At 65.3% G+C, this 18,908-nt stretch carries 24 protein-coding genes; 19 read left to right on the top strand and 5 right to left on the bottom strand.

All coding sequences use genetic code 11. The annotated features are described in order from the left end of the window. Positions 1 to 328 precede the first annotated feature (328 nt). The 13 genes from AB0O58_RS17855 to AB0O58_RS17795 all read left to right on the top strand — a co-directional run bounded on the left by AB0O58_RS17855 (position 329) and on the right by AB0O58_RS17795 (position 10,236). Positions 329 to 757 carry a hypothetical protein gene (locus AB0O58_RS17855; protein ID WP_300402786.1) on the top strand — a complete coding sequence of 143 codons (429 nt, stop codon included), beginning with the start codon at positions 329 to 331 and terminating at the stop codon, positions 755 to 757. A gap of 113 nt (positions 758 to 870) precedes the next feature. Continuing rightward, positions 871 to 3,006, top strand: a complete 2,136-nt coding sequence (locus AB0O58_RS17850; RefSeq protein ID WP_300402789.1) for an FtsK/SpoIIIE domain-containing protein — start codon at positions 871 to 873, stop codon at positions 3,004 to 3,006. Positions 3,007 to 3,046: 40 nt separating this feature from the next. Next, a complete protein-coding gene (locus AB0O58_RS17845; RefSeq protein WP_008720656.1) occupies positions 3,047 to 3,379 on the top strand; it encodes a hypothetical protein in 333 nt (110 codons plus the stop codon). Then, positions 3,376 to 3,804 (top strand): hypothetical protein, encoded by a 429-nt coding sequence (locus AB0O58_RS17840; RefSeq protein WP_008720655.1) that lies wholly within the window; start codon positions 3,376 to 3,378, stop codon positions 3,802 to 3,804. Before AB0O58_RS17845 ends, AB0O58_RS17840 begins: the two co-directional genes overlap by 4 nt. A 239-nt stretch (positions 3,805 to 4,043) precedes the next feature. After that, complete coding sequence (locus AB0O58_RS17835; RefSeq protein WP_008720654.1) at positions 4,044 to 4,787, top strand: hypothetical protein; 744 nt, start codon at positions 4,044 to 4,046, stop codon at positions 4,785 to 4,787. After that, positions 4,759 to 5,559: an A24 family peptidase gene (locus tag AB0O58_RS17830; protein ID WP_051048279.1), complete on the top strand. Its 801-nt coding sequence runs from the start codon at positions 4,759 to 4,761 to the stop codon at positions 5,557 to 5,559. Before AB0O58_RS17835 ends, AB0O58_RS17830 begins: the two co-directional genes overlap by 29 nt. An 83-nt stretch (positions 5,560 to 5,642) precedes the next feature. Then, positions 5,643 to 6,395, top strand: a complete 753-nt coding sequence (locus AB0O58_RS17825) for a hypothetical protein (RefSeq protein WP_008720652.1) — start codon at positions 5,643 to 5,645, stop codon at positions 6,393 to 6,395. Between the two features lie 73 nt (positions 6,396 to 6,468). Continuing rightward, entirely contained in the window at positions 6,469 to 6,900 is a 432-nt protein-coding gene (locus AB0O58_RS17820; RefSeq protein WP_008720651.1) for a hypothetical protein, read from the top strand. A 36-nt stretch (positions 6,901 to 6,936) separates the two neighbouring features. Further along, positions 6,937 to 7,248 carry a hypothetical protein gene (locus AB0O58_RS17815; RefSeq protein WP_008720650.1) on the top strand — a complete coding sequence of 104 codons (312 nt, stop codon included), beginning with the start codon at positions 6,937 to 6,939 and terminating at the stop codon, positions 7,246 to 7,248. 27 nt (positions 7,249 to 7,275) lie between these two features. After that, complete coding sequence (locus tag AB0O58_RS17810) at positions 7,276 to 8,310, top strand: hypothetical protein (RefSeq protein WP_008720649.1); 1,035 nt, start codon at positions 7,276 to 7,278, stop codon at positions 8,308 to 8,310. A gap of 19 nt (positions 8,311 to 8,329) precedes the next feature. Further along, positions 8,330 to 8,500 carry a hypothetical protein gene (locus tag AB0O58_RS17805; RefSeq protein WP_157226226.1) on the top strand — a complete coding sequence of 57 codons (171 nt, stop codon included), beginning with the start codon at positions 8,330 to 8,332 and terminating at the stop codon, positions 8,498 to 8,500. A 712-nt stretch (positions 8,501 to 9,212) separates the two neighbouring features. After that, positions 9,213 to 9,365: a hypothetical protein gene (locus tag AB0O58_RS17800; protein ID WP_198289538.1), complete on the top strand. Its 153-nt coding sequence runs from the start codon at positions 9,213 to 9,215 to the stop codon at positions 9,363 to 9,365. Positions 9,366 to 9,636: 271 nt separating this feature from the next. Then, positions 9,637 to 10,236 carry a hypothetical protein gene (locus AB0O58_RS17795; RefSeq protein ID WP_008720648.1) on the top strand — a complete coding sequence of 200 codons (600 nt, stop codon included), beginning with the start codon at positions 9,637 to 9,639 and terminating at the stop codon, positions 10,234 to 10,236. 26 nt (positions 10,237 to 10,262) lie between these two features. Here the strand turns inward: AB0O58_RS17795 and AB0O58_RS17790 are convergent, their stop codons facing one another. From AB0O58_RS17790 to AB0O58_RS17770, 5 genes are all read right to left on the bottom strand, one after another. Then, complete coding sequence (locus tag AB0O58_RS17790; protein ID WP_042940341.1) at positions 10,263 to 10,478, bottom strand: alpha/beta fold hydrolase; 216 nt, start codon at positions 10,476 to 10,478, stop codon at positions 10,263 to 10,265. Between the two features lie 43 nt (positions 10,479 to 10,521). Next, the gene (locus AB0O58_RS17785; RefSeq protein WP_008720647.1) at positions 10,522 to 10,719 is read right to left on the bottom strand and encodes a three-helix bundle dimerization domain-containing protein; all 198 of its coding nucleotides are present in this window, start codon (positions 10,717 to 10,719) and stop codon (positions 10,522 to 10,524) included. A 76-nt stretch (positions 10,720 to 10,795) separates the two neighbouring features. Then, positions 10,796 to 11,182 carry a hypothetical protein gene (locus AB0O58_RS17780; RefSeq protein WP_008720645.1) on the bottom strand — a complete coding sequence of 129 codons (387 nt, stop codon included), beginning with the start codon at positions 11,180 to 11,182 and terminating at the stop codon, positions 10,796 to 10,798. Further along, positions 11,179 to 11,451, bottom strand: a complete 273-nt coding sequence (locus tag AB0O58_RS17775) for a DUF3263 domain-containing protein (RefSeq protein ID WP_042940340.1) — start codon at positions 11,449 to 11,451, stop codon at positions 11,179 to 11,181. The genes AB0O58_RS17780 and AB0O58_RS17775 overlap by 4 nt, the downstream gene beginning before the upstream one ends. A gap of 1,208 nt (positions 11,452 to 12,659) precedes the next feature. Further along, positions 12,660 to 13,049 carry a heavy metal-responsive transcriptional regulator gene (locus tag AB0O58_RS17770; protein WP_006246584.1) on the bottom strand — a complete coding sequence of 130 codons (390 nt, stop codon included), beginning with the start codon at positions 13,047 to 13,049 and terminating at the stop codon, positions 12,660 to 12,662. 105 nt (positions 13,050 to 13,154) lie between these two features. On the opposite strand from AB0O58_RS17770, the gene merA reads away from it, so the two are divergent. From merA to AB0O58_RS17740, 6 genes are read left to right on the top strand one after another with little or no spacing between them, the layout of a single operon-like run. Beyond that, a complete protein-coding gene (gene merA / locus AB0O58_RS17765; RefSeq protein WP_006246583.1) occupies positions 13,155 to 14,579 on the top strand; it encodes a mercury(II) reductase in 1,425 nt (474 codons plus the stop codon). Between the two features lie 37 nt (positions 14,580 to 14,616). Continuing rightward, positions 14,617 to 15,276, top strand: a complete 660-nt coding sequence (gene merB / locus AB0O58_RS17760) for an organomercurial lyase MerB (RefSeq protein ID WP_006246582.1) — start codon at positions 14,617 to 14,619, stop codon at positions 15,274 to 15,276. 31 nt (positions 15,277 to 15,307) lie between these two features. Then, positions 15,308 to 15,601, top strand: coding sequence for a hypothetical protein (locus AB0O58_RS17755; RefSeq protein ID WP_006246581.1), 294 nt, complete (start codon positions 15,308 to 15,310; stop codon positions 15,599 to 15,601). After that, positions 15,598 to 16,122 carry a redoxin family protein gene (locus AB0O58_RS17750; RefSeq protein ID WP_006246580.1) on the top strand — a complete coding sequence of 175 codons (525 nt, stop codon included), beginning with the start codon at positions 15,598 to 15,600 and terminating at the stop codon, positions 16,120 to 16,122. The genes AB0O58_RS17755 and AB0O58_RS17750 overlap by 4 nt, the downstream gene beginning before the upstream one ends. Before the next feature lie 3 nt (positions 16,123 to 16,125). Then, positions 16,126 to 16,854, top strand: a complete 729-nt coding sequence (locus AB0O58_RS17745; protein WP_366238553.1) for a cytochrome c biogenesis protein CcdA — start codon at positions 16,126 to 16,128, stop codon at positions 16,852 to 16,854. Then, the gene (locus AB0O58_RS17740) at positions 16,736 to 18,871 is read left to right on the top strand and encodes a DNA topoisomerase (RefSeq protein WP_366238552.1); all 2,136 of its coding nucleotides are present in this window, start codon (positions 16,736 to 16,738) and stop codon (positions 18,869 to 18,871) included. The genes AB0O58_RS17745 and AB0O58_RS17740 overlap by 119 nt, the downstream gene beginning before the upstream one ends. Positions 18,872 to 18,908: the final 37 nt, after the last annotated feature.

Raw genomic sequence — 18,908 nt, 5'->3', positions numbered from 1 at the left:
ATGCCCCGGATGTGGGAAGGTCGCTGCAAGCCTTGCTCGCTTCGCTCCGCCGTTTGCAGCGTACCCCCCATGTCAAGGGGGTGTCGAGCGCACATAGCTGCTCCTGGGACGGTCGGTCGCAACACGGGACTCGACGCGCCGGCCTCCGGCCGCACCATCACCGATAGACCACCGGTGACCGATCGGTGCGCCACTGATGAGGCGATGAACGCATGCGCTGCTGCGCGAGATGAAGGGTTGTCGAAAAAAGATTCCCCGCAGCTGTCACAGAAGTCGGCGCATCTGGATCTACCTGTTCTCGAGAAGGCACGACGAGACAGGGAGTCCCATGAGCGCACCGACACGACTACACGTAGCGAGGGCACGGTCGAGAAGCAGCCGATCCGCGTCCGGCCCCCTCAGCCCTGTCATCGATCGGGGAGCGCTACCCAACTTCGCTCGCATCGAGACGTTCAAGCTCAACGATCCCGCGGACCGGATCGTGACCATCGCAACCACCGACGAGGTCTGGTCACTCGTCGTCGAGTGGGATTCGAGCAACCTGCTCGTCGATTCCGAGGACGAGCGATTGATCAGGCTCGTCGATGCGGCGGTCCGCGCAGTGCGTTGCCGGCCCAATGCCGCGTGCGGTTTCACCCTCGACTACAACCCGTCCCATCTCAACAACGAAGTCGGCCGCCGCAGCGTTGCACTGACCGCGACGATGCGCCGGACGTCCGGTGAGGAATTCCTGATCACGATTACCCGGGATGCGTGATGTGCGCGCTACCTAGTCCGACTCAGGCTCCCCTCGACGGATACCGGTCGCTGCGTGATGCACCCTCGCTTGAGCCCCGAAACAATCCGTGGATCCGCAACTGCGTGCTCTGCGTGACCGGTGGAGTCGTGTCGGCAGCACTGGGCCCGATACTCGACCTCGACACCGCGATCGCATGGGGCGGGGCAGCCCTCGGCGTCGGGGCGGGCGCGGCCGTCAGCTACAACGGCTATCGAGCCACGATCCGAGCCGAGGAGACCGATCGGGCTATCGAGCAGCTCTGCAGGCTGACCGCTGCACCGCCGACCCGCGAAGTAATGACGGCGACTCGGTGGAGCGGACAATGGCCCGGCCGCCCGGGCCGGATCACCGTCCGATACCAGTCGGCCGCGCTCCTTCTCGACGAACAGTGGGAGCCCCGCGTCGTCGAACTGCTCTCCCAGCAGAACTGGGGCCGATACCGGATCCAGAAGCACAACACACGCAAACGCCGGCTCGTTCTCGTCCCAGACACTCGGTCCATCTCCGAGACGCACCTATCGCCCGAACTCGTCAAAGCCACGCGCACAATTCTCGCGCTGCTCGGCCCCACCGGAAAGATCACCAAGCACGAGACGGACCCGAGCACCGGGGATCTACTCGCTGTCGAGGCCACTCACGAAGTAGGACATCGACTCGAGTCCGAGGGCTATCGGGCCCGAGTGCAGCGCGTGGTGAGCGTCAATCTGCCCGGGCGGTGGCGTGCTCGCTGGAACCTCGAAACGGACTGGGTGCGTTTCGAGGTGCGTCCGACCTTTCCGAAGAAGCTCTACAACCCGGCCGGTCTCGTCGACGAAAAGTCCGCTGTCGACCTCAGCGACCTGGCGCACTCCGACTACGACTCGGTCGCGATTTCGTACGGCGAAGACGAGGACGGCAACCCCATGGTGTGGCGGCCGGCGATCGACCCGCACTTCATGCTCGTCGGCGCATCCGGAACCGGAAAGACCGTCACCGCTCACACCCTGCTGACACAGCTCACCGCGCACGGCTGGCCTGTGTGGGTCGTCGACGGAAAAGGGGTCGAGTTCTTGGGGTTCCAGGACTGGCCGAATGTGCAGATCGTCGCCAGTCACATGGAGCACCAGATCGCAGTAATTCATCGGTTCTGGAAGCTGATGGAAACCCGGTACTCGCTGATCGTCAACGGAGAAGCTACCGAGGCCGACTTCGAGCCTGTCGTTCTGTTCATCGACGAGTACGCCGATTTTCGTGGCAACCTGCTCAACTGGTACTCGAGCATCAAAGGTAAGGGCGACCCCACCAAGCCGAAGACCCTTCAGGAAGTGGCGTCGATCGGGCGAAAAGGTCGCACAGCGAAGTGCCACATGGTGTTGGGAACGCAGCGTCCCGATGCCGAGTACTTCGGCGGAGACATGCGAGACAACTTTCGCCAGCGCGTATCGATGGGTCGGTTGAGTCCGCAGGGCGCGATGATGATGTGGGAATCGGCAACCACCGGAGTCGGTATCCCACGCGGATGTCGTGGGCGTGCGACCAGTGTCAACGACCACAACCAAGCCGTCGAAATTCAGACCTACTTCACTCCCGACCCCCGCAAAACCGCGCCAGACACTGAGGACGCCGCAGTGCTGGACCGCCTGCGTCCTCTCGAAGTGCGGCACGAGCGGTTGGTGATTCTCGACCCGGATCCCGGCGGCACCGAGGACGGTGAAGAAGAGATCCGCTTCCATCACGTCACCGGTGCGCCGTGGGCGCGCGCGGCGGACCATCCCAACCTCGATCCCGTCGCCAGGCGAAAGACTCGCGCGGACAGTGAGACCGCTCGTCGCGCTTCGTCGCCGATGGCAATGCTCAACCTCGACACCCCCGCCGTTCGCGAGCCCGCGCACGACTCTCAGACGTCGAAAGAGGAGCATGCCGTCCTCGTGCCGGCCTCGCCGGTGCGCTTCGACCGCCCGCACCTGCAGGTGGTGCCCGACTCCGACTCGGACGTCGACGACTGGGAGGGCTACGGCGAATCCGAAGACACCGCCCCGGTCGACCTCGTGGCCGGCGACCTGATTCTCCTCGACGAGGACGCCGGGATCTGGGTGGTCGTCGACAACGAGCCCGCCATCTACGGCGACGACTCCGGCGACGACATGGTCGGGCTGACCTGGCGCGGCGACGGCGATGCCGAGGGGGTGCTCGACATTCCTCTCGATGTGACCGTTCAAGTTCGTCGCCCTCTTGCCCTCGCCACCTGAATCACCCTGCGAGACACTCGATCAGAAGAGGAACAACCACATGCCCCAGCACGGCAACAACAGCAAAGCACTCTCGGACGACGATCAGATGGCGCTGATCTGGATCGCCCCCCTCGCGGCCACCATGGCTCTCGGATCCGCAGGCCTGTGGTGGTCGACAGCCATCGCCTGGATGGTCGACCATTCCATCCTGATCGCCAGCGAGGCATCCCCGATGGTGGCGATCCCGGCATCGGACGGTGCCGGTCTCGACGGTCGACGACTGATCGTCGCTCTCGCTGTCGTCATCGCACTCGGAGCCGTCGCGATCAGCGCCGGCCGCACCGCCTATTCAGCCCGACAGGCTCGTCTGCACGGAGGTGACCGGGGATGAGAACGAAAGCCACCAGTGGTCGCCGCGCAGAACTACGCGCGATCGCGAGCAGAGAATCGTTCACGATGCCACTCGGACAGTGTGTCCGAGACAGCAACTGGGCCTCGCGTGAAGTGACCGTCGCAGAGATGCTGCAGTCACGGCTCCCACGCCTCGAACGCCGCCGGCAAGCAACCCTCGCTGCAGCGGATCTCCTCGAATCATGCGAGATCTGCCCGCTCGCAGCCTTCGTCGCATGCCGAACAAGAGCCGAGGCAGATCGTTATACCGGCGTTGCGGCCGGCGGACTGTACGACCGCGGCGCTCTCATCACCGAAGAAAAACGACCCGACGGTCTGGACGCGATGCACTCCCGCGAGGTAGTGTCCCCAACATCTGATGTGCGGTCTGACCAACCGCATCAACTGAAAAGGGATGCACTATGACTGACGTCGACGTGGTTTCGCGTACGCAAAAGAAACTTCCCCCCGCACTGTGTGATGCAGTGCCCAATAGCAATACAATGAATCGCGACCGGAATACCGGTTCATGGAGTTGCTCGACGACGCCGAGGGGTGGTTCCTTCGGTCCGACGAGCGACGGCAGTGGTGCTGCGCGTGCGCAGCCTCGCTCCGCTCCCGCGGCGGGATCTAACAGAACATCTCGCCGTGGGAGTACCTCATCGGTGCCCTCCGGCCCGGCCCGCCGCCATCTGCTGTCCTTACGGCTCGGCGGCATGCCCGACCAGATGATCCTCGACCTGACGAAGCTCAACCTCAGCGATGTGGAAACGGTCGCCAACCTCAGATGTACCGAGATCACCGCGAGCATCTCGAAAGCGATTCTCGGCGTCACCTTCCACCCCAGCCGGGGTCGGGCGATGACACTCGGTGTCGGAGCTCAGCGACGAATCCGGGCACTCGTCGCGATGGGCTACTCGGTGCAAGCGCTGTCCGAACTGACCGGACTGTCGGTCCCCAAGCTCTCGACGTTGCCGTCTGATCAAGTCGTCCCCAGTGAGGTCTGGTCCGTCATCAACGATGTCTACGACCAGATCTCCATGACACCAGGTCCGGACGAACAGGTACGGAACGCAGCCCGCGAGCAGGGATGGGCGACGCCGCTTGCTTGGGACGACGACGAAATCGACGACCCTCGAGCGCGTCCACATTCGCCCCGAGGCATCCGCGGCATCGACGAGGCGGCCGTCTACCGTCGGTTGTGCGGCGAATGGCGACTGCCGCTCACACTTGCAGAGCAGGCAGAGATCGTCTCGATCGCGCTTCGGAGGCAGTGGTCCACGGAGCATCTCGCGGACGTGCTCGGAATCGATCTCGGCTCAGCGCTGAAGAAGAAGATTCGCTACCGTGCCCGGATGGCCGTGTACGCCGCTCGTTCTGATGGTGAACGAGAAGCTGATGTTGCGTAGCGACTACGTCAGAAGTGTCGTTGTCGCCCTGGCGGCAGGCCTCCTCTGGGTCTTGATCGTGGCCTCGTCGGCATCCTGGGCCGGCACCCAGGCAGGAGCCGGGATTGCGGCTGTCAGCCGCATCTCGATCGTTGCGATGGCTGGGATCGTCGGCGCACTCCTGGCGGCCGCGCTGCGGCCCACGGTCATCGCGGTGTGTGAACGGGTCGAGATCTCTGTCGACGAGGCGGCGCTGGGGACGAAAGTTCCCGTCATCGTCTCCGGCGTCGTGTGGGGCGTCGTCTCTGTGCCCGCCAGCACTCCGGCGAGTTCACCGCATGCGGCTTTGGTGTTCTTGGCTCTCGTATTGCCCTGGATTGCGTGGATCGATCAACGCGTGCAACGGATTCCGTCCGCTCTTGCGTATCTGGCCGCCGGTGGAACTGCAGCAATGATTCTGCTCACTGGAGTCGTTCACGGCACCTGGGGCGCGGTCGGCCGCGCCCTCCTCGCCGGCCCTGCAGCAGGTGTGGTGTTCTTCGCGCTTGCCGTTCTTCTGCGCGGCGGAATCGGTATCGGTGATGCGCGCCTGACGGTCTCGCTCGCGATGGTCCTCGGCTACGTCGGATGGGCAGCTCTCCCTGCGGCGCTGGTGTTCTCGATTCTGACGGCATTCGTCGGAGTGATCGTCGCCCGAGTTCTTCGAGCGATCCGATCCGAGCCTGCGCGGTCGCATATCGCGCTGGGCCCGTATCTCGTACTCGGCACGGCGCTCGCCCTCGTCGCGTCCTGACCCTTCTCCTCCCTGCACGTCGTCCCGCCACAGATTTCTTTTCTTCCCCGAACTCGACAGCTCCCGAAGAGGTGATCGCCACGATGGCGAAGACACATCAGATCGCATGGACAGCCGGTGCGGCCGCCGCGATGGTCGCCGTGGCGGCCGCGGCCGTCGTGGTTATAACCACGGACCACCACCGTGAGGTTGACTCGTCACCGCCACCGCCCCAGGTCTTCCACGACGTCATCACCGTTGCGGGCCTTCTCGACGCGTTGCCCGTCGTCGCCGATCTCGACAGCGCGGCGAGGTGGCCCGATGATCGGCGATCGGTGGAACTCGAGGTGCGGCCGCCGGAGAGCGATCACGGATGCGACACCATGAACATCGCGTTGGCAGCGGAGCTCGACGACGTCACATTCGTTGCCGGGACGGACAATTGCGTTGTGGCACAGGGCGTGTTGAACGATCCATACACCGGTGCCACCGCCGAATACGATGTGGCAACTGAAAAAGAGGTTGCGGCAACGGATTACGTCTACCCATTGGATGCTGCGTGGACGTTGGGCGCGGCTGCGTGGACACCTGAACAGCAGCAACGATTCGTCAGCGACGTCCACAACAACATCATCGTCGCCAGCGCGCCGGCAGTCGAAGACAGAGCTCAGCGCGGTCTTTCTCGATGGCATCCGGACAACAGCGACTTCGCGTGTGCCTTTGCAGCGAAATACCTTCGCGTGGCTCAGATATACGCCCTGCCCATCACCCGCGGCGATGCCGCCGCGGCCAGGCAACTCTGCGGTCTCGACGACACCGCTGCGACCCCTGCAGGTGAGTCGGAACCAATGAACTGACCACCAGATCGACCGCAAACCTCCTTCCATGATGAATGAAAGTCCCTTGCACACAACACGAAAGAAGGAAATCATGCCCAAGACCGCCGACCAGGCCGATGCAACCACCCGCGAGATCCTCGGCCCGCAGTTCACTGCGATGCGCAACCTCGTCGAAGCAGCCGAGAACAGCCGACAGAAGGCCGATGCAGTCGCCAAAGCCCAGGCTGAACACGTCGAGTCGACCGCCGAGTTCATCGCGGCCTACGACGCCGCCAAAGCTGCAGGCTTCACCACCGCCCAACTGAAGAAGGGCGGCTACGTCCGCCCATCACTGAAGGGAGCCGCAAAACCTGCCACCACCAAGAAAGAGCCCGCGCCGAGCCCGTCGGCAGATACAGACAGCACCGGCGGCGAACCCCATGGGCACGAGAGCGGACAGCAGAACCACGACGGGCCGGCATCCGAGCACCACCAGAACGACCACCACAACGAGCACAGCGAACACGACGCCATGGCGAGCTGACGTGGAATCCCGTAGACAACCAGAGGGGGCCGTGCGATGAGCACCGAACGAACCGACGCCATCACCCATATCGAGCTTGCATGCGACGTCTGCTCGCTGGAACCCCGTTCTCGGGACGGACGATCCGCGCCACGGGGTGCACGGTGGGCCGTGGCGATGAAGGATTGCTGCGCCGGCGGGCAGCTCATGGCCCACCTCGCGTGCGACGAGCATTTCTTCGCTCTCGTCTCGCAGAAACTGCCCGGCGAATGCACCAGTTGTGGCCACCTGAGTCGGACCCTGTCCGACGTCGTCGATGTCGCATGGACGATTGGAACCCCAACCGATCTGCCCGGTCGGCCGGGATGACCCTCACCCCGGCAGTCGCGTCGCCGGGTGGCGGCACCCGACAATCGTGCACCTGCAGCGCCGTCGAACACCTCGGCGTCGCTGCAGGTCGCGTCAGCCAAGCCGCTCGGCGCGGGATGGCAGTACTCCCTATGCGCCCAGAACCGCGAGATCCCGTCAGTGCAGAGTTCGATGTCGTCCGCGCGCCGTAGTCGCAATCGCGTCACCCCAGACGGGGGCGCGTTCGACCCCGACCGTGGATCCAGCGGAGACCTGGAGAAGAAGCAGGGGGTAGTTCTACCCCACGCAAGCTTCGCCGACCGAGCCGCGAACCGGGAGCACGCCCGCGGTCTCGATACCGACATCGAAGGACTCCCCGGTCTCACACGCGCGCGCCGCGACCTCGAACGAGCCTTTCCTCGAAACACCACCGCGCCGATCACGAACGAACGAAAAAGACGGACGCTGCCGGCTGCAATCGAACTCCGCCGAAGTCTCAGCGCACGCCAGCGCAATGCACGATCGGCTACCAAGAGAACTGTCGAGCAAAACGTTCCACATGCCCAGTACCGCGCGATGAGCTCGCTGATCGGTGATCCAGACAATTGGAAGCGCACCAACGACGCGTTGTCCGATGTCAACGGCGATGCAGTGCGGCTCGATGACGACCAGCGCCGCCACATCCAGCGGGTCGACCGCGCCATCCAGCGGTACGAGCGCGAGTCCGGACGTGGACACCTGGTCTACACCGTCGTGAGCTTGCCCAACGCCGTCATCCATCCATCCGAACTACCGGAGACCCTCTCACCCGGCTCGGTCGTAGCCTTCGACCGCTTCACCGGCGCCCGCCACTCGATCCACGAGCTCGACGCGCACAGCCATCCGACGGACGCAGTCTTCGAGATCCAGACAACGCGAGGCCTGTACCTCGGAGCATCGGACAAGGGAGACGACACGAGCCATCTCCTTCCGCGTGGCACCCGCTATCGCGTTGTCAACTCGCACTTCGTCCCCTACGAGCGACCGGGTCAGCCCGTCGGGGAAAGGCTCGTCGTACAACTCGAAGACATCGACACAGACTGATCGACGAAAGGAAAGAACCATGGCAACCGAGAACCCCTCACCGCCACCGCACAGACGAGAACGCCGCGCTCCATGGCGATTCCATCCAGACATCATGCCGCGCGCAGACTTCCGCGCAGTTCGACCCGAGGACGACCCCGCAACGGGGCCTACCGACGGAGCAATCGGCACCGACGAGCAGGCGGAATAGGTTGCAGATGACGATCTCAATTTTGATGGTCGGTGTTGGGGCACTTGTGGTCTCGGCTGCTGCTGCAGTCCTGATTGGGAAAGCAATCACACAAGCCGATCGAATCGAATGCGCGCAGCGGTGGGATGTTTGGTGCACCGGATGCGGTCTACCAGCTTTCGACAGGCGCGCCGCCGTCGCCGCGATCGTGACTCCACCCGGGTGGAGTCACGACGACGAAAACTACTGCCCGGCATGTACAGAAACAAGGTTCCATACCTGGGGCTACAGCTCATGAACAGCTTCCGTCCTACACGCCGCTCTGGAAGTCGATCGAGTTCGGATGTCGCAATCAAGCAAGGAGAGCCTCCCATCGTCACCACTCCCGCTCCACGCACCCTCGCCCTCCTGACATCGTTCCTCTACCGCGCGGCCGGAGATCTCGGAGCCGCCGCCATCAACGCCAGGAGTACGACCGAAGCCGACCACGCCAGTAAAGGTCGAGCACTCTGCGTCGAGATGTTCATCAGGCTGGCCCCAGCCGCTACCGCCGATGCCAGGGCGGACGACGATCAAGTACCGCCGAGATCGGTTGTGTAGTGCGCGGAGCGCAGTGGTCCTGGGACTGGTGACAGGCGCAACTTCCGGGCCACATGGGTGCGTCCTCGCCGGCAGCGTAGCCCGGTATTTGAATGGGATCGGTTTCGCAATCTGATTGAGGGATACTTGGCCGATGACCGATGACCGCAGCTTCGATCCGGACCCTGATCACGGGCAGTCGGGGTGGGTGACCCTGCCGAGTGGGCAGCGGGCCTACCGCTACGAAGGGGCCGACGATCTGATCTACGACGCCGGAACCGCACCAGAAGCCGCCGCGTCCAAGTAGGTATGGACCCGATCGAGAACGCGCCGCCATCGTCGATGAGGGCTACGACCCCGACGACCCCACCGTGCGCGCAGGCCTTGAGCATGTCCGCCGGGTGCTCGCCGAACATCGCCACCTGACGGCCGACCCCGAACTCCGTCTCGAATACCTCGTGAACGCCGCCAGGGTTCAGGAATCAGTGCGGGGATCGGACGTACGCAGGTAGTTCGACATCGAACGTATGTTCCCATAGATTGAGGGGACTGATCCGTTCGGCGAAAGGTCGCAGCTCATGGCCGGTACCGTCGACTCGATCCCCGACCTCACCACCTTGGACCAGGCCGCACAGCTCGCCGCTCTGCGCCGCAGCATGGCTGCGATCCCTGGACGCCGAGACCACGCTCCCACCGATTCAGACGACTCGCCCGTATTCGCCCCGCCGCAGCCGCACGCGCAGGCCGCCGCGACCGAAGGCGATGAACGAGCCCTGAGTGTCCCTGTGCGCTCGCGAACCCTGAAAACCCTGCCGGTGCCCATGCCGCTGTCGGAACTGCTCCCACGCGGCGCACTGGCCCGCGGAACGGCCCTGTCGATCACCGGTGCCGGATCGATTCTCGTCGGACTTGTCGCCTCCGCCACTGCGGCCGGCCACCACGTCGCCCTGATCGGTCAACCCAAGTTCGGGCTCCTTGCCGTCCACGAACACGGCGGGGACTTGTCGAAGATCGCGTTGATCGATCCCGGTCAAGCCGACCCTCTCGACGCCGCCAGTATTTGTCTCGATGGCCTCGATCTTGTGGTGACCACTGTCCATGGTCGCGACGTACCGCCGACCCGGGCGCGTGCCCTGTTGGCCCGAAACCGTACTCTTATCCGGACTAAGCGGGGTTAGCAAGTCGAGGTGTCTGAGCTAGCCAGTCACACGCTCTCGACGGACCGTACCCTGCCTGAGGCTCCCATGCCGATCAGATCCACCGCGATTGTGCGGTAGCCGTGTGCTGCGACGGCGGGCGTGATGTTGCGCCACAGGTAGGACGAGGTGGGATTGCCGTGCAGGAACAGTACGAGTGGACCGGTACCCGCATCGGTGAAGCTGATCGTGCTGCCGAGAACGGGCAGAGTTCGTGGCTGCACCAAAGCGTTCCCTCGACCTGAACCGGCGGAGTGTCGCGGACCGCTAGTGGGCGTGGGCCTGGAGTGCTTGGCGGGCTTTGCGTTCGACGAACAACGGGACGAAATCGCGGATGGAGTTGCCCTCGAAACGGGCATGCTCGGCGGCGATGGTGTCGTCGATGACCGGGCGCGGCACATCGGGAAACTGGGCACCGAGGCGATCGCGGACGGCGTCGATGTGCTCGTGTTCGGTGGTAGTCATCTTTTGAACGATCCGCTCTGTTCGGGGTGTGGTCAATTGGGTGTCCGGCGTGGTTCCGGAGTCGGGCAGTCGGTGCCTACCCCGAGACATCGGTAAACCGTGTGTGGAGGGCGTCGAGTTGGCGGTGCAGCGCGTACAGCAATTTTCGCTGCGACCGGGCTTCTTCGTTGTGCCAGAGCCGGGCGGTGCCTTGGCCGATTCGCCCGGCTTTGTGGGCGAGTTGTTCGGCTTCGTCGACGAGCGCCGAAACAGCGTTGATCTCGACAGTCAGCATTGCCGCGAAGATCTGCGCCTGCGCACGATCGGAGCTGTCGGGCCCTCGCCGGGATGTGGTCGACGACGGTTTCGTGCTGGGTGCGTTCATCTTCTGGCCACCGGAACGTGGCGAGTGTTCCGCCCCAGGTGAATGTGTGATGAACTGCGCCGATTCCCTGGCGGTGGCCGCTTCGCGTGTGCTGGTCATTGCCCTACCTGTGGGCGGCCGGCGGATGCCGCGCTGTGTTCGAGGCGACGACGGCATACGTGCAGCAAAGCGTCCGTGGTCCGGGAATCGAGGTCGACGGGCCGCGCGGGGTCGGCCAGCAGGTGTCGCAGCCTGCGGAAATACGTCTCCGGCGGAATCCCGAAGGCAACCATGATGTCCTCGGCGTCGCCGCCCCCGTACGGCATCCACTGCACGGCGAACGCGAGCATCCGATCTCGCTCGTGCGGGGTGTCAGGTGTCAGCGGCATTACTGCAGTATCACCCGGCCCGTCGACCGTCGCAGCCGCCGCGAGCAACCATAGGGCGACGGACAGGTGAACAGTGAACAAACGCCCTGAATGTGACTCCACTCTGTCAGGAACGCAGACCAGTGAGCACTACGACACCGACCCGTCCGCGCGGCTGGCCCCGGCCCAGTCCTGAGGACGAGCGGGTCGCCGATGATCGATATCGACGGGGCGACTCGATCGGTGCCATGCCGACCCATGGATTATCGTCGCCTGTGGGCCCGCAAACTACACCGGCGTCCTCGACAACCTCGAACGCTTCGACGGTACCGCCACCCACCTGCTCTACATCTGACCAGCAAGCTCTAGGGGTGTGGTGCGCTTACGATGCGACCATGTCTAGAAGACGCAGCGTGGCTATCGGTGGAGTCGCGCTGCTCATTGTTGTCGCCGGGGCTACGTTCTGGTTTCAATCCCGCGGCGAATCGGTAGCCTTACCGGCAGGTCAGGTCGTCCCGCAGGCATCTTGCCTTGCCCCGAACGTCGTCGTGAGTGCGATGCCTGGTGCCGCGACCAGTAATCCCGGTATCCCTAATGCCCCAGTCGCAGGCGCACTTCCGGCCACCTTCGATGCAGTGGGCTTTGTGGTGTGTGAATTTTACGGTGACCGACCGGAGAACGGCACGCAGATAATGCGCCAGACCGAACGCGCAGGCGGGGACGTGGTCGGTGCGCTAGCGGTTGTGAACACACCGACCGACCCACCCCGCGATCCAGAGGATTGCGATGCTGTCGGCTCAGCGCCGATCCCGGTGGTGTGGGCTGTAGATCCACAATCTCGCGCAGTGCGCCTCGAGCTGCCGAAAGACAGCTGTGGTCAACTCAAGGGCGACCCGCTCACGGCCATCGAAAGAGTACCTGCGGTCACCACACAGGAGTATGAACTCCCGGCGTAAGGCAGTGGGAGGTGCGCCACGGACGGCGCACCTCCCACTGCGTTACCGAATGCCTGACTATTCGGTGTACGGATCCACTGGTTCTCGATCGACTCACGCATCTCGACTACTGGAGCAGGTTCCTCGACTACCGCACCCCTAGAGGAGAGATAGAAGCCCTCAAGCTTGGCTGTGTCAACCCGATCTGGGACCACGATGACGGCCTGACTGGGACCCACCTGGCACCGGCTAATCACGCCCTTGGTCTCGGTGGTCACTGCCGAGTGGCGAGGGCTATAGGTATCTGCAGACCTGATCGGGGCTACAGGTTTCGGGCTCTGGGAGGGCTGCATCGTCGCGGAGCGCAGCCACGTTGTCGCGAAGTGTTGTGAGGTCGGCGATCTGCGCGTCGATGTCGGCAAGGCGCGCGTCCAGCAGGTCACGTACGTGGCCGCAGGGAGCTTGGCCGTGGTCGCGGATGTCGAGGATCTGCTTGATCTGGGCGAGGGTGAGCCCGGCCGCTTGGCCGCGGTGGACGAAGTCGATCCGGCTGACCGCGTCGGGGGTGTAGTCGCGGTAGCCGGCCGGTGTGCGTTCGGCCGGGGGCAGCAGCCCTTGCTCTTCGTAGAACCGCAGAGTCTTGGTGGTCGTGCCTGCCGCCTCGGCGAGTTCTCCGATCCGCATCCCGGCCTCCATCGTGTCGCAGGTCTCGCTTGACCTTCCCCTTTACTGGAAGGTCCAGTATCGCTGCATCAGGAGCGTTTCCCAACAGTTCTGGGAGGAATCGGGATGCAGACCAGGTACGACCTCGCGATCATCGGATCCGGCGGCGGTGCGTTCGCGGCGGCCATTCGTGCGACCTCTCTGGGCAAGTCGGTGGTGATGGTCGAGCGTGGCACGTTCGGCGGCACGTGTGTGAACACCGGCTGCGTGCCGTCGAAGGCACTGATCGCAGCCGCGGAGGCCCGGCACGTGGCCGCGGACGCGCCGACCCGGTTCCCGGGCATCGCCAGCGTCGCGGGCGCGGTGGACATGCCGGCCCTGATCGGCGGAAAGCAGGATCTCGTCGAGGCCCTGCGGGGTGAGAAGTACGTCGACGTCGCCGACTCCTACGGTTGGCAGGTCCGCCGCGGCAACGCCGCGTTCGCCGGCACTCCGGATTCGCCCCTGCTCGAGGTCGCCGCGGCGGATGGCAGCGTCGAGACCATCGAGGCAGCGCAGTACCTGGTGGCCACCGGGTCCCGTCCCTGGGCCCCGCCGATCCAAGGGTTGGAGGAGGCCGGGTACCTGACCTCGACTACGGCGATGGAGTTGACCGAGGTCCCCGACTCGCTGCTGGTGCTCGGTGGTGGCTACGTGGCCCTGGAGCAGGCGCAGCTGTTCGCCCGGCTCGGGTCGACGGTGACCCTGCTGGTTCGGTCCCGGCTCGCGTCGAAGGAGGAGTCGGAGGTCTCCAAGGCGCTGCAGGAGGTCTTCGCCGATGAGGGCATCCGGGTGGTCCGCCGAGCGGTCCCGACCCGCGTGACCCGCGACGCCGCCACCGGCCAGGTGGTGGTGACCGCGGACGTCTCCGGTGGCGCGCAGGAGTTCCGCGCCGACGAGGTTCTGGTCGCTCTCGGCCGCCGACCGGTGACCGACGGGCTCAACCTCGACGCGGTCGAGGTGAAGACTGGCGAGGTCGGCGAGATCGTGGTCACCGACCAGCTGCAGTCCTCCAACCCGCGGATCTGGGCGGCCGGTGACGTGACCGGGCACCCCGAGTTCGTCTATGTCGCCGCCCACCACGGCACCGTGGTCGCCGAGAACGCCTTCACCGACGCCGAGCGGTCGGTGGACTACATGCGGCTGCCCCGGGTCACGTTCACCAGTCCCGCGATCGGCGCAGTCGGGATGACTGAGGCCCAAGTCCTCGCGGCCGGGATCCGCTGCGACTGCCGGGTGCTCCCGCTGGAATACGTGCCGCGAACGCTGGTCAACCGGGACACCCGCGGCTTCATCAAGATGGTCGCCAACGCCGACACCGGCGAGATCCTCGGCCTGACCGCGGTCGCCAAGGACGCCGGCGAACTGGCCGCCGCGGGCGTCCACATCATCGGCAAGACCATCGCCGAGGTCGCCGACGCCTGGGCGCCTTACCTGACCATGACCGAGGGCATCCGGATCGTCGCGAAGGCCTTCACCACCGACGTCTCCAAGCTCTCCTGCTGCGCCTGACCCGCACCCACCCCACTCAACGAAGGAGGCATCCGCGATGTCGGACCTCAGCACCCAACTGCCCCAACGACTCACCCGACCCGAGGAGACCGGCCTTGACGCCGGCCTGCTGATCCCGCTGCTGCGGCTGCTCGTCGACGGCGACCCCGTCACCGTCGAGCAACTCGCCGCGGCTGCGAGCCGCACCCTCGATGACGTACGGCGCGGTCTCGCGGCGGTGCCGGACACCGAGTACGACGATCAGGGCCGGATCATCGGCCAGGGCCTCACCCTGCGCCCCACCCCGCACCGGTTCACCGTGGCCGGTGAGGAGCTCTACACCTGGTGTGCGCTGGACACGCTGATCTTCCCCGCCCTGCTGGACCGCCCGGCAAAGGTGGAGTCGGCCTCCCCGGTCAGCGGCGAGCCGGTTCGGGTCAACGTCGACCCCACAGAAGGTGCAACCAGCGTCGATCCGCCCACCGCGGTGGTGTCGCTGGTGAACCCGGAGCAGATCACCTCGATCCGTTCCTCCTTCTGCAACCAGGTGCACTACTTCACCTCCCCCGAGGACGCCGCGGGCTGGCTGGCCGAGCACCCCGGCGCGGAGGTGGTCCCGGTGGCCGAGGCGTGCCGGATCGGGGCCGCCCTCGCCACCGGCCTGCTCAACCGCCTCCAGGCGCCCGCCGCGGCCGACGACAGCCACAGCTGCTGCTGACCCATACCCACTGAAGGGAATGAGAACACCGATGATGTCCAACCACGACGATCGCCCGGGAGGCAGCGGCCTGCTCCTCGGAGCCGGCGCCGCGCTGCTCATGGTCGCCTGTTGCGCCTTGCTCCCCATCCTCATCGCCGGTGGCGCGATCGCCGGTATCGGCGCGTTCCTCCGCAACCCGTGGGTCATCGGCGCCGGGATCGCCCTGGCGATCCTCGCGCTGATTGCCATCTCCCGCCGCGGCGGCGGCACCGCCGGCCACGGCTGCTGCCCGCCCATGCCCACCAACGAAAACGTCGACCCGAAGGACGAGCAGAACCGATGAGAATCACCCGCCGCCACCACGCCGCGCTCTCGATCGCCGCCGTACTCGCCGCCGGATCGCTGACCCTGACCGCCTGCGGCAACAGTGCCGACCCCGCGACCGCCGGTTCCGGTTCACCCGCCACCGTGACCAGCGTCGATGGCCAGCAGATCAGCCTGCCCGCCAACGGGAAGCCCACCGCGGTGTTCTTCTTCTCCGTCGGGTGCGGCGAATGCGTCAACGGCGTCCGGTCCCTCGGCGAGGCCGCCACCACCGCTGAGAACGCCGGCACCGTGGCAAGCTTCCTCGCCGTCGACATGGACCCCGGCGAATCCAAGGCCCTGATCGGCGACTTCATGGAGTCCGTCGACGCCGAACACGTACCGGCCGCAATCGACGATGGCGCGGCACTCTCCCGGCGATTCGAGGTGGCCGCTCTGTCCACCCTGATCGTCGTCGACGCCGACGGCACGGTGACCTTCCGCGCCACCGACCCCGACGCCGCGACGATCACCGCCGAACTGGCAAAGGCCGGAGCCTGACCCATGGGCGGACTGCTCACCCTCGCCTTCGCGGCCGGCATGGTCGCGCCCGTGAACCCGTGCGGGTTCGCGCTACTCCCGGCCTGGATCACCCACACCCTCGGCGACACCGATGCCTCAACGGTCCCGGTGCGGCTGCTGCGGGCGCTGCGGGCCGGTCTCGTGTTGGCGGTGGGGTTCGCCGGCACCCTCGCGGCAGCTGGCCTGGTAGTCAGCGCCGGCGCCCGAGGGCTGATTCGCGCCGCGCCGTCGCTTGGCCTGGCCGTCGGCATCCTGCTGGTGGTTCTCGGCCTGTGGATGCTAGCCGGACGCTCGGTCTCGGTGCGGGTGCCTCGGATCCCCGGCCGGGCAGCCGCGGGACTCCCACCCACTGCCCGGATGGCTGCGTTTGGGGTCGGCTACGCGCTGGCTTCGCTGTCGTGCACGTTCGGGGTGATCCTCGCGGTCATCGCGCAGGCGCAGGCCACCTACAGCTATGCCGGGCTCCTGCTCGTCTTCGGTGTCTACGCTGCTGGCTCGGCGACCGTCCTGCTGCTGCTCGCCCTGGCCACCGCCGCGGCAGGCAGCGGACTCACCCGCCACGTTCCGCTGGGAGCGAGAGATCCGGCGCCGGGTGTCCGGCGGGAAGCTGGTCATCGATCCGGACGCCAAAAGCCTGCTCCACGAACTGAAGACGACCCTCTCGGGCTGCGAGAGCATCTGCAATGCAGCCGATCTCGATCCGACCGGTGAAGGCTCACTGCTGGGCTGGGAGATCGTGGAGTACCTGGGCCTCGAGAACAAGAAGCTCGAACGCATGGAGTTCCTGGACGAGACACCGGCATCGCTGCGTAAGGCATTCACAGCCCGTCGGTCGGTCACGGCGATCGCTGCCGAGGGCGACTACCGCAAGGCCGATTTCCGGTCGAAGTGGGACATGCTCTCGATGCAGTTCACCAGAGTTGCGACCAAGACGACCGGGGCGAGCACGGTACTGCGTAACGGGCGGCTCAAGTCCGCGATGGTCGTGATCGTCGGTGACGGGCTCGACGCGCACCACGGATACGTCAAGAAGGCGTTCTACGAGAACCGGTTTAGGGACGAGAACGGCGTGACGTACACCGACCCCGACATCGATCGATTCGACACACAGGTCGATGTTCCCGGCGGCCTGCAGTCGTCACCGGTCGTCCACGACGGGACCACACGCAAGAAAACGGGACCGCCGAGACTGATGGACCTGGCCGGACTGTCGTCTCTGCTGGCGAAGAAGGGCTTCGGGGCGAAGAACGTTCTCGACACCTATCAGAAGATGTACGAGGCGCAGGTGGTGTCGTACCCGCGCACCGAGGACAAGTTCATCTCGATCGAGCAGTTCAACGAGCTGCTTCCATCGGTCGACGCGATCGCCGGTGTGGTGGGCGTGGATCCGGCGGCGCTGAGCCATCGCGGCCCGCGCACGAGCCACGTCAAGTCCGGTGGCGCGCACGGTGCCAACCGTCCGGGGCCCAACGTCCCGCCGAGCCTCGCGGCAGTGGAGAAGGCCTACGGCGAGTTGGGTCGGGAGATCTACGAGCTCCTCGCGAAGAATTACCTGACGATGCTCGCCCCCGATTACGAATACGACCAGCATCGCGGGCACGTCGAGAAATACCCGAATTTCGTCGGCTCGCTGAACGTGCCCGCAGTACTCGGATGGAAAGGTGTGTTCGTCGTCGACGAGGAGGACCAGCAGACCGGCGACCAGCCGGAAGGAGTCACCGCGCTCGGTACCGTCGCGGACCCCTTCGTCCACGAAGGCTTCCCGCCGCGGCCGCCGCATCCGACGATGGGCTGGTTGATGAAACAGCTCGAGAAGAGAAGCGTAGGTACCGGCGCGACCCGGACGAGCACGTACGCCGAGGTCACGAACAACTTGGGCGGTAAGGCCCTGATGGTCGAGAAGCGCGGCAAGATCACCCTCAGCGCGATCGGTGAACTCAACCATCGGATCCTGCCGGGCACGCACATCGGGGATCTGACGATCACCGAGCAGGTCTTCGAGCAGATGGCGCAGATCGAGGCCGGAACCGGCGAGGCAGCCGACTATCTGTCCCTCGTGGCGGATCTGGTGCGCCGCGACCTCGCGACGATGAAGGCGAATGCGAGGACGTTGTCCGGCGAGCTCACCGCACGGATGGCCAAGGCCGGAGTGACCCGAGAAGCGGTGGAGATGATCGAGCTGCCGCCGCACCTGCATTTCACCCACGCAGGCACGGTCGTGACCCGCGCGAAGCGGGTCTTCGGTGGCCACCGGTTCACCGACACCGAAGTAGCGGCGCTGCTCGCCGGACGGGTCATCGAGATCGTCGCGACGAGCGCGAAGTCGGGAAAGACGTTCACCTGCACGGGGAAACTCGAACCAGGTGTGAGGGACAAGGACAGCAAGCTCTATCCACACGTGAGCTTCAACCCGCAGTTCGCAGAGCGTGCACCTCGGACCGATCTGGTCAGCGGAGTGTGGAAAGGCAAGCCGGTCACGTTCAAAGGCCGCGGATGGGGTGCTAACGACCACTGGCCCGGCAAGGACTTCACCGAGCAGGAACTTGAGAAGCTGCTGGCCGGGGACACCATCGAATTCGACGCCACAAGCAAGACAGGTAAGACGTACCGAGCCAAGGGCGCACTGGCCGCAGGTACCTACCAGGGCAGCAAGACATTTGGATTCAAGCTGAAGTTCGAGGACCGCAAATCCACCGCAGGCACCAAGAAACGCACCGTGCGTCGGTAAACGGATGCCGCAGGACAGCAGCGGGGTCGCGCCGCCT

Source organism: Rhodococcus sp. NPDC080181 (assembly GCF_040702225.1).
Classification (GTDB): domain Bacteria; phylum Actinomycetota; class Actinomycetes; order Mycobacteriales; family Mycobacteriaceae; genus Rhodococcoides; species Rhodococcoides fascians.
The sequence above is the reverse complement of the archived record's forward strand: the minus strand, read 5'-3'. Positions and strand labels throughout refer to the sequence as shown.

Excerpts from the sequence above, each read along its gene's own strand:
- AB0O58_RS17750 (WP_006246580.1), top strand. The coding sequence starts at position 15,598 with ATGAGAATCACCCGCCGCCACCACGCCGCGCTCTCGATCGCCGCCGTA.
- AB0O58_RS17815 (WP_008720650.1), top strand. The coding sequence starts at position 6,937 with ATGAGCACCGAACGAACCGACGCCATCACCCATATCGAGCTTGCATGC.
- AB0O58_RS17800 (WP_198289538.1), top strand. The coding sequence starts at position 9,213 with ATGACCGATGACCGCAGCTTCGATCCGGACCCTGATCACGGGCAGTCG.
- AB0O58_RS17795 (WP_008720648.1), top strand. The coding sequence starts at position 9,637 with ATGGCCGGTACCGTCGACTCGATCCCCGACCTCACCACCTTGGACCAG.
- AB0O58_RS17830 (WP_051048279.1), top strand. The coding sequence starts at position 4,759 with ATGGTGAACGAGAAGCTGATGTTGCGTAGCGACTACGTCAGAAGTGTC.
- AB0O58_RS17785 (WP_008720647.1), bottom strand. The coding sequence starts at position 10,719 with ATGACTACCACCGAACACGAGCACATCGACGCCGTCCGCGATCGCCTC.
- AB0O58_RS17825 (WP_008720652.1), top strand. The coding sequence starts at position 5,643 with ATGGCGAAGACACATCAGATCGCATGGACAGCCGGTGCGGCCGCCGCG.
- AB0O58_RS17805 (WP_157226226.1), top strand. The coding sequence starts at position 8,330 with ATGGCAACCGAGAACCCCTCACCGCCACCGCACAGACGAGAACGCCGC.
- AB0O58_RS17775 (WP_042940340.1), bottom strand. The coding sequence starts at position 11,451 with ATGCCGCTGACACCTGACACCCCGCACGAGCGAGATCGGATGCTCGCG.
- AB0O58_RS17755 (WP_006246581.1), top strand. The coding sequence starts at position 15,308 with ATGATGTCCAACCACGACGATCGCCCGGGAGGCAGCGGCCTGCTCCTC.
- AB0O58_RS17820 (WP_008720651.1), top strand. The coding sequence starts at position 6,469 with ATGCCCAAGACCGCCGACCAGGCCGATGCAACCACCCGCGAGATCCTC.
- AB0O58_RS17840 (WP_008720655.1), top strand. The coding sequence starts at position 3,376 with ATGAGAACGAAAGCCACCAGTGGTCGCCGCGCAGAACTACGCGCGATC.
- merB (WP_006246582.1), top strand. The coding sequence starts at position 14,617 with ATGTCGGACCTCAGCACCCAACTGCCCCAACGACTCACCCGACCCGAG.
- AB0O58_RS17770 (WP_006246584.1), bottom strand. The coding sequence starts at position 13,049 with ATGCGGATCGGAGAACTCGCCGAGGCGGCAGGCACGACCACCAAGACT.
- AB0O58_RS17855 (WP_300402786.1), top strand. The coding sequence starts at position 329 with ATGAGCGCACCGACACGACTACACGTAGCGAGGGCACGGTCGAGAAGC.
- merA (WP_006246583.1), top strand. The coding sequence starts at position 13,155 with ATGCAGACCAGGTACGACCTCGCGATCATCGGATCCGGCGGCGGTGCG.
- AB0O58_RS17745 (WP_366238553.1), top strand. The coding sequence starts at position 16,126 with ATGGGCGGACTGCTCACCCTCGCCTTCGCGGCCGGCATGGTCGCGCCC.
- AB0O58_RS17845 (WP_008720656.1), top strand. The coding sequence starts at position 3,047 with ATGCCCCAGCACGGCAACAACAGCAAAGCACTCTCGGACGACGATCAG.
- AB0O58_RS17780 (WP_008720645.1), bottom strand. The coding sequence starts at position 11,182 with ATGACCAGCACACGCGAAGCGGCCACCGCCAGGGAATCGGCGCAGTTC.